The organism is Paenibacillus sp. FSL H8-0048, from assembly GCF_038002825.1.
In the GTDB taxonomy this organism is placed as follows: Bacteria; Bacillota; Bacilli; order Paenibacillales; family Paenibacillaceae; genus Paenibacillus_AQ.
In genome coordinates this window covers 6416344-6430970 of the sequence record NZ_JBBODF010000001.1, presented here as the reverse complement: position 1 = coordinate 6430970, position 14627 = coordinate 6416344, and the positions used below count along the sequence as shown (strand labels likewise).

Genomic DNA, 14627 nt, shown 5'->3' with positions numbered 1-14627 from the left:
GTCTACCTCTTTCCGGCTGTGAACGCCACCCAATCTTCTTCGCGGGTTACTTCTAAAATCTCGAAACCGGAGGACATAAGCGCTTCCGCGACCAGCTCTTCCTTATCCTTATAAATCCCCGAGGTAATATAGATCCCCTCCGGCTGAAGCGCGCGGTAGACATCATCCGTGAACAGCACAATGATCTCGGCCAGAATATTCGCCACGACAACCCGGACCGGCAGAGTCACTCCCAGCCCGTCTGCCGCCGGGGCAACCGCAGGCACAGCCTCCTCAGCCGCATTGCTTGGCCGGGCTGAAGGCCACATCTCTCCGGCTGCGGTATCCGCCGCCCCCTCACCGCCCAGCAGCGAGAGCAGATCGCTCTCCTTCACGGTGATCGCTGACTCCAGCCGGTTCAGCGCCACATTGTCGCGGGCGCTCACCACAGCGACCGGGTCCAGATCCAGCGCCAGGACGGAGGCTGCACCGAGCAGCATCGCTCCAACAGCAAGGATGCCGGACCCCGTACCTACATCGATGACTTCGTCGCCGCTGACAATATGCTTCTCAAGGGCGCGAAGGCACAGCGCCGTTGTCGGATGCGTCCCGGTTCCGAAGGCCATACCGGGGTCAATTTCAATGATTTTCTCATCGGCAGTAGCCGGGGTATATTCTTCCCATGTCGGCTTAATGGTCAACCGCTCGGAGACGCGCAGCGGCTTGAAGTACTGCTTCCAGGCATGAGCCCAATCATCCTCATCCACCGTCTTCCAGGAGATCCGTGCCAGTCCGGGGTCGATGCCGAACTCTCTCAGCTCTTCCACCCTTGGCGCCACCTCGGCCACAACCGCGTCCATGTCCACCGATTCCGCATAATATCCTTTAATGACCGCTTCCCCTTCGGGGATGTCATTGAGCGGTTCATCGTATAATTCACCGTAACGTGTATCCCGGGTTTTATTCAGCGTCCCGGATTCCTCAATAGAGACTCCGCCCGCTCCCGCCTCAACCAGCAGATTGGAGATCATCTCCTGTGCTTCCTCCGTTGTATGTACCGTCAATTCGTGCCATAGCATGGTAATAAATCCTCCTAAAAGTTTGTAAGCGTTACTTCTCTCGATTCTGCTTCGAACAAACTTACTTCGGAAGCATAGACTTAAGTTTTGCGAGCATAATCTCCCTCGAAGCGTATCTTAGCTAGTATAGCATTTCTTACCCGTTCAGCGCCAAACTGCGTTCAACTCTCAACGGCAGACGGGTGCTGCGGCAAAAACAATCCAGCGCATGGTCATCTACCATCCCGGAGGCCTGCATAAACGCATAGCAGATCGTTGAGCCGACGAACTTCATCCCTTTACGCTTCAGTGCCTTGCTCATCTGATCGGACTCAGGGGTGGTGGCGGGGACCTCCGCCCTGTTCTTCCACTGGTTTACAACCGGCTTTCCGCCGATGAAGCTCCACAGATAACCTGAGAAGCCTCCCTCTTCCTCGCGGCAAATCTGCTGGTACACCTGTGCATTGGTAATCACTCCCTTAATCTTTAGACGGTTGCGGACAATCTCCGCATTTTGCATCAGCTCTTCGACTTTGTCCTCCCCATACAGCACGATCTTCTCCGGATCAAAGCCGTCAAAGGCCTCGCGGAAGCCCTCCCGCTTCTTAAGCACCGTATACCAGCTCAGTCCGGCCTGCATCCCCTCCAGCATCAGCAGTTCGAACAGCTTCACGCCGTCAGTCAGCGGTTTGCCCCATTCTTCATCATGATAAGCTATGTATAGCGGGTCCGTGTTCACCCAATCGCAGCGCTTTAATTCCACCATGTCTCTCTCCTCTGCCTTATGTTCCTTCATCATTTGTATAGCCGTATCTTTTAACTGTATACGAAAAAAAGAGAAGAACACAAGGTTCTTCCCGTTAAAATAATGTTACTACTGTCCTTGCAGCTGTACCCGCGTCTCTTTGTCCGGTTCATTTGTAGTGTAATAGAACATATATATTGAAGCTTCTGTGCCTTTGAAATCCTTGTATACATCAATATTCCGGTTATTTCCGTCTCCACGGAAATTCGTGGTTACAATGCTGCCGATGAGCGCATCCTTGCCCTTGCCGATGTGCGTCTGATTAACGCCGCCAAAGTTAGGGTCGTCGCTCTTCGTCTCCACATAAAGATCGTTGCCCTGCTTATAGTAGGTCCACTGTACCGGGTACCCGCCGGTTTGCCGGATCATGGTCTGCTTCTCGGCCGAGATGTTCTTCAGCAGCAAAGGCTCCTTGTCATCCTCATGCGTAGTTACTTTGTATTTCGCGACAAGCGCCATGGGGGTTGCTGTAGTGATCTCAAGACCTGCCGGCCGCTCGAAGCGGAGAGTCGTCAAATTTTTATCCTGGGAAGGCGAATACCACATTCCACCCTCCAGCTGCCGCCCGTCAACCTCAAGTGTATAGTTCACATAAGGCAAGTCTGCATACTTCTCCTTGCTCCGCACCTGCACACGGACTTGAGTAGGCGTGACTACCATCTGCTCGATAATGTTGCCCTTGTCCCCCGCCTCCAGCGGCAGATCCAGCGCAGTCTTGAGAGTAGCGCCTGACATCTGCTTCTTGCTAAGTTCAAAATCAAATGCCCATGGACCGGCGATATTCCGTTCCAGCTTGGTGTAGCTGAGCTTATACGTGGTCTCCGTCTTAGGGACATCGCCGGGCTTATAGTACTGGAGCGAGGTGTATTCCCCGTTGTCTCCGGGCTTGCCCATTGTACCCGGCTTAGAGTTGTTCACCAGTTGCCCGCCTCTGTAGGCTATGATTTGCGGAGAAGCCACGCCCCGTGCACCCGGATCATTGAAGATCGCGGCCGTAGACAGCATCAGACGCTCATTCCCTTCCTTGAAGGGTTGGACACTGAAGGACTCCAGTCCATCCCGGTTCACAGGGAAGCTCTGCCGTTCCGGCGAGTCCGTATCCAGCTTCAGCTCCACCTCCTGCTGGGAGTAGGACTGAATTCCTGTTGCGGTAAGGCTCACCTTGACCATCTCCTGGCCCAGGCTCCAGTCTGTCTCGAAATAGCCGTTGTACCGCTTGGTTTTCTCGTCCCACTGCTGATAGTGGGATTCCATTTCATCGTTGTTTCCCTTGGCATCCTTCAGCGACATTCCGTTCACGTCCCAGTATCCGTTACCCTTATCTCCCCCGACATCCAGGGTATAGAGAATCACTGTGCGGTTCTCATCCGAGAGTGCCGTGTGCAGCGTCAGGGTTACTCCATCCTTCGTGATCGTCTGACCCAGCGGCTGACCCAGGTTCTTGGACAGCGCAGCCTGTACACCACTTCTATGATTGAGCAGATTCCCCCAGTCATATTGCACAGCGGCATATACAGGAACAGCCATCAACACTACGCTGAAGGAGGCTGCGACAGTGATCTTACGCCAGTTACGATGGCGGACTTGGCTATTCGCTCCCGCACGGCTGCCGCCCTTGGAGGAAGTATATCCGGCTTGCTCCATCCGGCCCCACATTTGCTCGAAATCAGGGTAATTCAGCTCCTGATCCTCATTTAAGCGACGCTTTAACTGTGCTTCGGTTCTGTCCATATTCATCGTCCTCCTTCGTTATGGGCTGAACGCCCGCTTCTTCAAGAATCCTCTTCATCATCCGCAGCCCCTTGTGCTGTCTGGACTTCACGGTCCCCAGCGGGATATCCAGCATCTTGCGGATTTCCTCCAGACTGAAATCATGCATATACCGCAGAGTCAGCACCGCCCTGACTTTCGCCGGGAGCCGGGACATGTAGCCCGCCCATTCCAGCTTCGTTTCCTTCTGCTCCACCAGCTTGTCTACCAGCGGCTGCGGATTCTCCCTGAACATATGGAGATGGGCCGTCAGCTTCTGCTGCAGGCTGTTCCTGCGCTTCAGATGGTTCAGGCAGGTGTTGACGGTGATTTTCATAATCCAGGCCTTCAGATATTCAATGCCTTGCCACTCGCTGCGGAAGAGAGTGATGAATACCTCCTGACACAGATCCTCAGCATCGGCAGCATCATGCACCATATAGTAGCAGGTGCGGTAGACCTCCTTGCTGTAGGTCTGGAATAATTCCTTGTTATCCACTTGAGTATCCCCTCCTTTCTTGTTCGTTCTGTTCTTATAACAACTCCGGGCGGTAAAAGGTTCATTTTCAGCAGCATATCCGGCAATGTGTATTAAAAAAGCAGCATGTCCACCTGAAAAGCACAGGCTACATACTGCTTACGATAGATTGTACGCGAATAAAGGCTTCTCTTCAGAACAAGCACAGCTTAGATAATGTTCATAACCTCGCGCGCCTGATTGTCCAGCTCCTGCGCAGAGCTTGCGATCAGCGTGAATTCATCCAGCGCCACTTGAATCTGCTGCTGGCTGAGCTGCACATTATCCTGCACCTGGTTCAGTCCCGTGGATATTCGGCCGACCTCTTCTGTAATGGCCTGGACACTGTCCCGGACTTCGGTAATCTGGTCCTGCACCATCGCGGACAGCTTTCTTACCTCTTTGGCCACCACATCGAATCCCCGGCCGAATTCTCCGGCATGTGCAGCCTCAATAGCTGCGTTCAGGGCAAGCAGATGGGTCTGGGATGCAATATCACGGATGGTCTGCACTACGCCGCGGATCGCGGCAGCCTGCTTTTGCAGACTTAGCAGTGTTTCGGTGTTCTCGCCCGATACCTCGGCAATCCTGTCAATACTGAGCAGCAGCTCCTGACTCCGCTCGATTCCTTTGTCCGCACGCTGATTGAGGCTATCCGCCATTCCCTGCATCAGTTCCACAACATGGCTCATGTTATTCTGTCTCTCCGTAATGTTGGTGGCCACCTTGGATACGCCGATGACATGGGTCTCTGTCTCATCAAACACCGGCATATAGGTAGCCTCCAGCCAGACTGAATTCCCCTCTGCGTCCATCCGTTCAATTTTGTCCTGGAAGCTCCGGCCAGCCATTAAATTCTGCCAGAACAATTCATAATCCGGGCTGTTCACCAATGAAGGGAAGCACAGCTGGCTATGCTGCATGCCGTACATATCCTCCGCATTGTATTTGACCGACCGGGCAAAAATCTCATTGACGTAGGCGACACGGCGGTTCAGGTCAAACCGGATCATGGCGAGGTTCTTTTCCAAAGCTTTGACAACCAGTTCGTCTGTAACTACTTGGTCTGCTAGATTTTCCATGTTGACTGCTCCCTATACATCTCATTTTTTAACTATTATGCCGGACGACATTCGCTTATTTCACTTTACTCTTATTAACGGCTGTTTCGGCTTTTAAAATGATATGGTTTTTCTAATTCCCTATCTTAATCCCCCATACGCTGTCCTTCCGGTGCGCAGCCGCTTCCCGCAGCTCTGGAAGTCTCGTGTCCTGCGGATAATGCCGCTCCAGATACTGGACGAAGACCTGGCGCAGGCCGATCTCCTTGTCCAGCTTGTTGAATTCATTGGGGTGCTTTTCCATTTCGGCAATAGAAGCTTCCCAGCGCCCAAGATCTGCCGCCTCCGACTGTTCTGATTGGACCTTATCGGCGAGTATTCGCAGCTCCCGGTAAGCCTGTTTTACTTTGGAGGAATAGACCTGCTTCTGGTTCAGAAAGGTTAACAGCGCAACCAGCAGCGCCAGCCCCACCCACATTATCACTGTATTCACTTATGTATCCTCCCGGCCTCGCATATCCCTCCATTATACACGCCACAACACAAAAATACACCACTTTCGCGGGGTATCGACAGCAACAATTCGCCTGTTCATCTCTTCTTGACTTTACTGAATTATTCCTTCTTCATAATCTCATCCAGCTGCCGCTTGTCCGCCTCCCGGGAACGGTCCATGGCTTCAATATCATCCTGATCTGCTTCAGCCGCTGAGAATTCAACATCCTCGGCCTTCGCCTCATAGAGCATTTTCATTTTTTCGGTTTTGGAAAAGATTTTCGAGTTCTCTCTGTCCATAGCTTGCCATCAGCCTCCAATGTATTTATCTGATTCTCTAAGCTTCAAATCATTCCGCCGGCTTCCTCAATCAGCGACATCGCCTGACCATAGACAGCCGTATCGACAATAACTGTCAGCAAAATATTTCTGCCTGTCGGTCCGCCATCCCCGCCGTGGCTCATTCCGCTCCCGCTCGTATGCGCCGCAGCTAATATGCCCGTATGGTCACTGACTGCCGTCATCGAATCCATGCTCGCCAAATTGCCGGTTACCGGATTCACTCCCGGCTCCTGCCCGCTCCCCCCAAACCTGCTGAACCGGTCAATCGAAATCTCCTCTGCACGCAGGGCCTGGAGCTTACGGGAGACCCCTTCCGCTTCTTCCGGGGTTTTGAAGTAGGCCAGTATACTTTTTTCAGACATCGGAATTCCCTGCTTTCTGCCTGGTATTCTCTCGTTCAGCTTACTTGGGTATTTTGGATTTTCGGACAGGAATTTATACATTTTGGTTTGCTGTGACTCCAGTGAATATTCGGAGTTCCGCCCTGTGTTATCTGTTGATTTCATAATTCTAAAGCCATACTTCTAAATGTATAGCCCTGTTTTTCGTCCAGCATCCATGTCAGCATTTATGACGAATTTTGTTTTTTCATCTGTTTTTTTGTATATTTTTGTCTTTTAAGATTTCGTAAGTAGTTTCAAAAGACTATTTGTGTCAACTAACATTCCACATTAAACGAAAATATTCTCAAAACTCTATAAATTTTGTGTGGATTTTACAAATAACCAGTGGTAAAATCTTCTTAATATTTTTCCTAGTAAACTTGACGGAAATAAACCGGATTAATAGAAAAGGAGAATCCGCCTACTGTCTGTAGCAGGAGAGATGTAAGCCAGAACCAACATCATATTGTGGAGGGGATTACATTTGGAGTGGACAAAATTACCTCGTAAACTATCAATACTAACTTTATCATTAGGTGTGGCTGCAAGTATGATTCCAGGCGCGGCATTCGCCGCCAGCAGTTTGAAGACACCCGTATCAGGCAATCATCTTCCAGCCGTGATTCCAGCGAATCAGCCTTATATTTCTCCACAGATTAATACCAAATCCTCAAATCTTGTCCGGGTAATCGTTCAACTCAGCGGTCAGCCTGCTGCGGTCGGCAAATATGCTGCCAGACAAGGAATTACAGCGCTCGCCAATACAGCGACTGAAGCTGCGGTAAATAGCCAACAGGAAGAAGTACTTGATAAGGCTGATGCCAAAAAGATTGACCTCACCGTCAATTACAAGTACGACACCGTATTGAACGGCTTCGAGGTCACGGTTCCGGCAGACAAAATTCCTGATCTGGCCAAGATTTCCGGCGTAGCTTCCATCTATCCGAACAGCACCTGGTACGCGCTTCCTGATCAGACAGTGACCGAAGTGACTTACAGAAACGACAACGCTCCACTGAAGCAGATTCATGCCGACTGGGCAGCAGACCAAGGCCTCACCGGAGCCGGACTGAAGGTCGGTGTGATCGATACCGGTGTCGACTACACGCATCCGGATATTGCAAAGGCCTATAAGGGCGGCTATGACTCCTTTTACCAGGATGAAGATCCTTATGAAGAAGTACCGCTGACTCCGGGGGAAGATAAAGAATACGGTGTAGGCTATGCGGGAACTTACCACGGTACGCATGTAGCCGGCACAATCATCGGTCAGTATGCAGCTAAAGGCGATGTTGCGCAAAAGGGCGTTGCTCCGGGTGCGGAACTGCACGTCTACAAAGTCTTGGGGCGCAATATTGATAAACCAAACACCTCCTCCGGATCTTCCGCCCAGGTCATTGACGGAATTGAGCGTGCGGTGAAGGACGGCATGGATGTCATCAACCTGTCGCTCGGCTCCGATTCCGAGAAGGACGTAAACTCCCCGGATTCCATTGCGATTAATAACGCTGTACTCTCTGGAGTAACTGCTGTAATTGCGAATGGGAACAACGGAGAAAACGGTTATTTCTCCATGGGCTCACCGGCTGCCTCGCAATTGGCCATTTCAGTAGGTTCAGTAACCAGTCCTATTGATGCCTATTCCGGCAAATTTAAGGCGGAAATTGCAAACTCGGTAACTTCTGTTACTTATGACACTTATTTTCCATTCCATATGATGGCGTATGAGCTGGCAAATGATGATTTCGCTACTATTATTGGTACTAAGCCCGTACGCGTTGTGTATGCCGATCTTGGAGCAAAAGAAGATTATCCTGCCGAAGATATCAGCGGTTCCATCGTATTGGTATCACGTGGTGAATTGGGCTTTGTAGATAAAATTGCGAATGCCAAAGAGCGTAAAGCTAGAGCAATCGTAATTTTCAACGGAAATGCCCACAAGGTGGATGGTAAGAGTGAAGCTATTCTAGACGAAGACTACAAAGATCGTAGTGATTTCATCGATGTGAATCTAGGTAATGGATACCAAAATATTCCTACGTTTGACATTGAAGGCTCCAAAGGACGACAATTAGCCAGAGCCATTCTGAAAAATGGTAATAATCCAACCTATTTCACTTTTGGTCCCGAATATTATCATGAAATGACGACTGGTGATACAATGAGTAGTTTCTCTTCATTAGGACCAAACTTTGACGGTAATCTGAGCATCAAGCCGGATATTGTTGCTCCTGGTGATGGAGTATTGTCTACATGGCCGGCTTATGGCAAAGGTCATCCTGACACAGATTATTCCAAAGCATACAATCGTATTAGTGGTACAAGCATGGCAACACCGCACGTTGCGGGTTTAGCACTGCTAATCAAACAGAAACATCCAGAGTACACACCATTTGATATTCGGGCAGCTCTGGCGAACACTGCAACACCAATTCTTTACGAAGGCTCTCCTGAAGACTTCTATCGTCAAGGCCCTGGACGCGCCAATGTAGAAGATGCCATCAACACACCGGCACTGCTGCAAGCGATTGAGCCAATCTCCATTCTGGACAAGAACTTTGTCTCCCAGAATGTGATCAACTACAATCCGTCCACAAGCTTTGGCACATTGCTGCCAGGTTCTGAAGCTGCGAAAGTCCTGCAGTTGAAAAATATGAGTGATAGCTCGCTCACCTACTCCGCCTCCGTGGAATGGAACTATGGTGACCCTAAGGTATCTGCGGTTCTCGATAAATCATCAGTAACTGCTGCTGCAAAAGGTGCCTCCACGTTCAACCTGAAGGTCACCGTTGCTGCTGATACCGAGCCGCAAATGCTGCAAGGTAATATCGTACTAAAAGCAGACGGACAGCCAACACTTCACTTGCCGTTTGCAATCAATGTAGATAAGACAACCGAACAACCTAACTGGGGTACAGGTATTCAAGAGGCAGCACTGAGCCAGCCGATCGTCTACACCAATTCAAGTGCTGTTCTGAACTACAAGCTCAAAGCCAAGAATATTAACTACTATGAAGTGAATCTGATTGGCCTTGATGATATCAAGATGGGCTCTTTCCAGGTATCCACGACCGGTGCGCCAGATAAATTCTTTGCACCTGGCAACTATAGCACGGTGATATCATCTACTTATCATCCGTATGACCACAACGGTGATCCAATCCTGGATGCCAGCGGCAACCCGGCAGTAGCCAGCCTGACCGACGGCGTATACAAGCTGGAGGTTCTCGGCATTACCGCAGAGGACAACACCAAGACACCAATCAAGATCGACTACAACAATGATAAATACTACAGCACATACACCTCATTCCGCTTTATCACTGTTTCTGGCAGTGGAAGCAATGGTGGCGGCGGTAGTGGCAGTAGTGGAGGTGGTGGCGACACAGTAGCAACGCCGACACCTGTAGTAGTTCCAGAACCTGTGAAGTCCCTTGTTGAAGAAGGGGTTCAACAGGTAACGGTAACACCTCTAACTGCATCGAAGGACGGTGTAACGACAGTAACCGTCAGCGACAGCGACCTAAAGGCGGCTCTGGCCAAAGCCGCTACTGTCAAGACAGCCGTTGTTGTCTCTCTTATCAGCATCTCAGATAAGTCTGCTGAACTAAGCCTGACTGCTGATCAGGTGAAATCACTGGCCGCCATTCAAGCAGGCAGCACCATTATCGTGAATATTGGCGGATCTGCTGTAGCCCTGCCGGTATCCTTGCTTGCGGCTTCCCCTGCAGGCCAGAGCTTGAAGCTAGTAATCAAGCAAGAGCCGGATGCGGCCAGCAAGCTGATTGCAGGTACTCCGGATGCCAAGGTCATCGGAACTCCGGTATCCTATGAAGCTTCATGGACTACAGCTACAGGCAGCACTTACTTGAACGTACCAACCAACGTATTCATCAAGCGCACCTTTACTGTACCAGGCAAGATTGAATCCAAAACTGCGGGTGTATTGTTTGAGAAAGACGGACTGGTGACTCCGGTTGCTTCGGTCTTCACACCGCAGGCCGATGGAACAACCCTTGTGACCGTAAGCCGTCCAGGCTTCTCTGTGTATGCAGCAGTCAGCAAACCGGCAGCAGCCTTCACCGACATCGCTAATTCCAAATCAGCTGTTGCCATCCAGACGTTGGCCGACAAGCTGATTATCCAGGGAACCTCGGCAACTACTTTTGCACCGCAGAGCAACCTGACCCGCGCTGAGTTCACAGCACTGTTGACCCGTGCACTGGGTCTGCGTACCGATGCCAGCGTAACCTTCTCCGATGTGAAATCAACGGACTGGTACGCCAAGGATGTAGCCGCAGCCTCCAAGGCTGGTCTGATTCTCGGCATCGGCAATGGTAAATTTGCACCTACGCAAAAAGTAACCCGCCAGGAGCTCGCTGTCATTTTGGACAGAGCAGTGAAACTGACAGGCACTGAACTGAAGGCTGTTGCCAATCCTTCGTTCACAACCTACTCCGACAGCGCTAAGGTAGCCCCTTACGCCAAGGACAGTCTGCAAGCCCTGACCAAAGCCGGCGTCTTCGCCAGCGAGTCGGGAATTGCCTTCAATCCAACAGCTCCTGCAACCCGTGAGACAGCAGCCGCTGCACTCTATGAATTGCTGAGCAAGAGCGGATTGATCTAGTAAGCAGAATACGCATAATAAGCATAAGAGGCTGTCCCAGTAGTCATTACAGACTACTCGGGTCAGCCTTTTTTTGTTAGGTTAAGAGCTGTTTGAGCAATTGAACAGAAGCTACACTGCCACAATGTACTTACTCCTCTGATTGCATTTACTACATTAGATTTCCATTTCATTCGTCCTAAAAGGTATTCTGTTGTATTTCATACATTTGATTTTTAGATTTCTGTTTAAAAATGCCCCTTTAAAGAAATTCTACTGTACGTTGTGCAATAGATTCTCATTTTGGTGCATTTTAAAAGCATTCTGTTGTAGCAAGTACAACAGGACCACAAATGCAATGCAAAAAAACAGCGCTCCGCCTCCAATAATGGAGATGGGGCGCTGTTGTACAAGCTCTTCCAACCGTATTTCACATTACCTAAAAGTTCAGTCTCCCCGGAACGCCTTCTTCACGCGGTCGAAGAACGACTGCTCCTGCTCATGCGTGTTCTCTCCGTTGTGGGAGGCGAACTGGCGGAGCAGGTCCTTCTGCTCTTCGCTGAGCTTGCTAGGCGTAACGACGATGACGCGGACATGCTGGTCACCGACGCCGTTGCCGCGAAGATGCGGAACCCCTTTGCCTTTGAGACGGAAGAAGGTACCGGTCTGGGTGCCTGCCGGGATCTTGAGCTTCACCTTCTCGGTCAGCGTTGGGATCTCAATCTCATCGCCAAGCGCCGCCTGAGCGAACGTCAAGGGAACCTCACACATAATATCGTTGTTCTCGCGCTCGAAGAAATCATGATTCTTCACGCGAATCACAATGTACAGGTCTCCGGCCGGGCCGCCGCGTGTGCCGCCTTCGCCCTCACCGGTCATGCGCAGCTGCGCGCCGTCATCGACACCGGCAGGGATACGCACATGGATCTTGCGCTGTCTCTTGACCTTGCCCTGGCCAGCGCAGGTGGTGCATTTCTCTTTGATGATTTTGCCTGTGCCGCTGCAATGGGAGCAGGGACGGCGGTTGCGCATCTGTCCAAGCGGTGTATTCTGTACGAATTCCTGCTGCCCGCTGCCATGGCAGACGGAACAGGTCTCAGGCTTCGTACCCGGCTTGGCTCCGGAGCCAAAGCAGGTATCGCAGGTCTCCGTGCGCGGAATGGTAATGTCGGTCTCTTTGCCGAACACCGCTTCCTTGAACTCAATGGTCATTGTATACTGCAAATCTCCGCCGCGCTGTGGTGCATTCGGATCACGCCGTCCACCGCCGCCGCCGAAGAACATATCGAAGATATCACCAAGACCGCCGAAATCTCCGCCACCGCCGCCAAAGCCGCCGCCCATACCCTGATTAGGGTCAATATGCCCATATTGGTCATACCGCGCCCGCTGCTGCCCGTCACTCAGAACGTCATAGGCTTCCTTAACCTCTTTGAACTTGGCCTCAGCATCACTGGCCTTATTCACATCGGGATGGTACTGGCGCGCCAGCTTGCGGTAGGCCTTCTTTACTTCGTCTTCTGAAGCATCTCTTCCGAGGCCCAGAACCTCATAATAATCACGTTTATCTGCCACTGCTTTCACCTCCGCGCATCGTTAATTTCCCCTATATACATGGTAAAAGGAAAGCCAAAACCCGGGATGCCCCGGTCTTGACCTTCCCTCTCACCACATTAGAACTTATCGTCTAAGGTTACCCTTGATTCTTCTCATCGTCAACCACTTCGTAATCAGCATCTACCACATTATCCTTCTTGGCATTGCCTTCAGAAGCATCCTGACCCGCTTCAGCGCCCTGCTGTTCCTGTGCAGCCTGCTCATACAGCTTCACGGACAACTGTTGTACAATTTCATTCAGCGCCTCTGTAGCGGCAGTGATTTCTTCCAGGTTGTCGGTTTCAAGTGCAGCCTTCACCTTGTCCTTGGCTTCATTGGCTTTGTCGATCTCGGAAGCATCGACCTTGTCGCCCAGATCCTTGATTACTTTATCTGTGGAGTATACGAGCTGGTCAGCACCGTTCTTGGCTTCGACCAGTTCTTTACGCTTGCGGTCTTCCTCAGCGTGCAGCTCGGCATCCTTCATCATCTGTTCCACCTCTGCGTCGCTCAGGCCGCTGGAAGAAGTAATGGTGATTTTCTGGCTCTTGTTGGTGCCTTTATCTGTAGCAGAGACATTAACGATACCGTTGGCATCGATATCGAAGGTAACTTCGATCTGCGGTACGCCGCGCGGTGCCGGTGGAATCTCGTTCAGCATGAAGCGTCCCAGCGTCTTGTTGCCGTTCGCCATCTCGCGTTCACCCTGCAATACGTGGATTTCCACGCTAGGCTGGCTGTCTGCGAAGGTCGAGAAGACCTGCGATTTGCTTGTAGGGATCGTAGTGTTACGCTCAATCATCTTCGTGAACACGCCGCCTGCAGTTTCAATACCAAGGGACAGCGGAGTTACGTCGAGCAGAACTACGTCTTTTACATCGCCAGTCAGTACGCCCGCTTGAACAGCAGCACCCAGGGCTACTACTTCATCCGGGTTAACGCCCTTGTGAGGCTCTTTGCCGGTAAGCTTCTTAATTGCATCCTGTACAGCAGGAATACGGGTGGAGCCGCCGACCAGGACGATTCTGTTCAGATCCGCAGGGGTCATTCCAGCATCCTTCAGCGCTTGACGTGTAGGGCCCAGTGTACGCTCAACCAGACTTGCAGTCAGCTCGTCGAACTTGGCACGGGTCAGGTTGATCTCCAAGTGCTGAGGCACTCCGTCAACAACCGTGATGAACGGAAGCGATACTGTAGTTGTAAGTACGCCGGACAGCTCTTTTTTCGCCTTTTCCGCAGCATCCTTCAGACGTTGAACAGCCGCCTTGTCCTTGCTCAGGTCAATGCCTTGCTCTTTCTTGAATTCAGCTACGAGATAATCCATAACCAGTTGGTCAAAATCATCCCCGCCCAGACGGTTGTCACCGCTGGTAGCCTTTACTTCAAAGAAGCCGTCGCCCAGCTCAAGGATAGATACGTCAAAGGTACCGCCGCCAAGGTCATAGACCAGGATGGTGTGATCTTCGGATTTCTCCAGACCGTAAGCAAGAGCTGCTGCTGTTGGCTCGTTGACGATACGCAGCACTTCAAGGCCGGCGATTTTACCTGCATCCTTGGTGGCCTGACGCTGGCTGTCATTGAAATAAGCAGGAACTGTAATAACCGCCTGAGTTACAGGCTGGCCCAGATAAGCTTCGGCATCGGATTTCAGCTTCTGAAGAATCATAGCCGAGATTTCCTGTGCAGAATAGTCTTTGCCGTCAATGCTTTCTTTGTGGCCTGTACCCATGTGGCGCTTGATCGAAGCGATCGTACGGTCCGGGTTCGTAATGGCCTGGCGTTTTGCCGTTTCACCGACGATGCGCTCGCCGTCTTTCTTGAAGCCTACAACCGATGGGGTTGTACGCGCGCCTTCCGGATTCGGGATAACGACGGCTTCGCCGCCTTCCATAACGGCAACGCAAGAGTTCGTGGTTCCTAAGTCAATACCGATAACTTTACTCACTGTAATGTGCCTCCTCAGAAATAATGTGAAGCCCGGGGCTTCATCCATTTATATTATTGTGGAAATTGATTTCACAAGCTCTACCCGCTTA

11 protein-coding genes are annotated in these 14627 nt (G+C 51.1%); 1 reads left to right on the top strand and 10 read right to left on the bottom strand.

What is annotated here, in order from left to right:
* Positions 1-2: 2 nt before the first annotated feature.
* The 8 genes from prmA to NSU18_RS27855 all read right to left on the bottom strand — a co-directional run bounded on the left by prmA (position 3) and on the right by NSU18_RS27855 (position 6368).
* Entirely contained in the window at positions 3-1058 is a 1056-nt protein-coding gene (gene prmA, locus NSU18_RS27890) for a 50S ribosomal protein L11 methyltransferase (RefSeq protein ID WP_341017456.1), read from the bottom strand.
* A 136-nt stretch (positions 1059-1194) separates the two neighbouring features.
* Positions 1195-1803 carry a DNA-3-methyladenine glycosylase I gene (locus NSU18_RS27885; RefSeq protein WP_341150575.1) on the bottom strand — a complete coding sequence of 203 codons (609 nt, stop codon included), beginning with the start codon at positions 1801-1803 and terminating at the stop codon, positions 1195-1197.
* A 108-nt stretch (positions 1804-1911) separates the two neighbouring features.
* A complete protein-coding gene (locus NSU18_RS27880) occupies positions 1912-3573 on the bottom strand; it encodes a DUF4179 domain-containing protein (RefSeq protein ID WP_341150574.1) in 1662 nt (553 codons plus the stop codon).
* Positions 3533-4030: an RNA polymerase sigma factor gene (locus NSU18_RS27875; protein ID WP_445321877.1), complete on the bottom strand. Its 498-nt coding sequence runs from the start codon at positions 4028-4030 to the stop codon at positions 3533-3535. The genes NSU18_RS27880 and NSU18_RS27875 overlap by 41 nt, the downstream gene beginning before the upstream one ends.
* Before the next feature lie 248 nt (positions 4031-4278).
* Positions 4279-5190: a methyl-accepting chemotaxis protein gene (locus tag NSU18_RS27870; protein WP_341017449.1), complete on the bottom strand. Its 912-nt coding sequence runs from the start codon at positions 5188-5190 to the stop codon at positions 4279-4281.
* Between the two features lie 112 nt (positions 5191-5302).
* A complete protein-coding gene (locus NSU18_RS27865) occupies positions 5303-5662 on the bottom strand; it encodes a hypothetical protein (protein WP_341017447.1) in 360 nt (119 codons plus the stop codon).
* Positions 5663-5784: 122 nt separating this feature from the next.
* Positions 5785-5964: a YfhD family protein gene (locus NSU18_RS27860; protein WP_341017446.1), complete on the bottom strand. Its 180-nt coding sequence runs from the start codon at positions 5962-5964 to the stop codon at positions 5785-5787.
* A gap of 44 nt (positions 5965-6008) precedes the next feature.
* Entirely contained in the window at positions 6009-6368 is a 360-nt protein-coding gene (locus tag NSU18_RS27855) for a hypothetical protein (RefSeq protein ID WP_341017445.1), read from the bottom strand.
* 571 nt (positions 6369-6939) lie between these two features.
* Between NSU18_RS27855 and NSU18_RS27850 the strand changes: the two genes are divergently transcribed.
* On the top strand, positions 6940-11016 hold the full coding sequence (locus NSU18_RS27850; RefSeq protein WP_341150573.1) for a S8 family serine peptidase: 4077 nt from the start codon (positions 6940-6942) through the stop codon (positions 11014-11016).
* A 426-nt stretch (positions 11017-11442) separates the two neighbouring features.
* Here the strand turns inward: NSU18_RS27850 and dnaJ are convergent, their stop codons facing one another.
* Positions 11443-12570, bottom strand: a complete 1128-nt coding sequence (gene dnaJ / locus NSU18_RS27845; protein WP_341150572.1) for a molecular chaperone DnaJ — start codon at positions 12568-12570, stop codon at positions 11443-11445.
* Positions 12571-12688: 118 nt separating this feature from the next.
* Positions 12689-14536, bottom strand: coding sequence for a molecular chaperone DnaK (gene dnaK / locus NSU18_RS27840; protein WP_036732232.1), 1848 nt, complete (start codon positions 14534-14536; stop codon positions 12689-12691).
* Positions 14537-14627: the final 91 nt, after the last annotated feature.

What these genes read in the sequence shown, in the direction of transcription:
- prmA (WP_341017456.1), bottom strand. Translation starts at nt 1,058, where the DNA reads ATGCTATGGCACGAATTGACGGTACATACAACGGAGGAAGCACAGGAG.
- NSU18_RS27885 (WP_341150575.1), bottom strand. Translation starts at nt 1,803, where the DNA reads ATGGTGGAATTAAAGCGCTGCGATTGGGTGAACACGGACCCGCTATAC.
- NSU18_RS27880 (WP_341150574.1), bottom strand. Translation starts at nt 3,573, where the DNA reads ATGGACAGAACCGAAGCACAGTTAAAGCGTCGCTTAAATGAGGATCAG.
- NSU18_RS27875 (WP_445321877.1), bottom strand. Translation starts at nt 4,030, where the DNA reads ATGGTGCATGATGCTGCCGATGCTGAGGATCTGTGTCAGGAGGTATTC.
- NSU18_RS27870 (WP_341017449.1), bottom strand. Translation starts at nt 5,190, where the DNA reads ATGGAAAATCTAGCAGACCAAGTAGTTACAGACGAACTGGTTGTCAAA.
- NSU18_RS27860 (WP_341017446.1), bottom strand. Translation starts at nt 5,964, where the DNA reads ATGGACAGAGAGAACTCGAAAATCTTTTCCAAAACCGAAAAAATGAAA.
- NSU18_RS27855 (WP_341017445.1), bottom strand. Translation starts at nt 6,368, where the DNA reads ATGTCTGAAAAAAGTATACTGGCCTACTTCAAAACCCCGGAAGAAGCG.
- NSU18_RS27850 (WP_341150573.1), top strand. Translation starts at nt 6,940, where the DNA reads ATGATTCCAGGCGCGGCATTCGCCGCCAGCAGTTTGAAGACACCCGTA.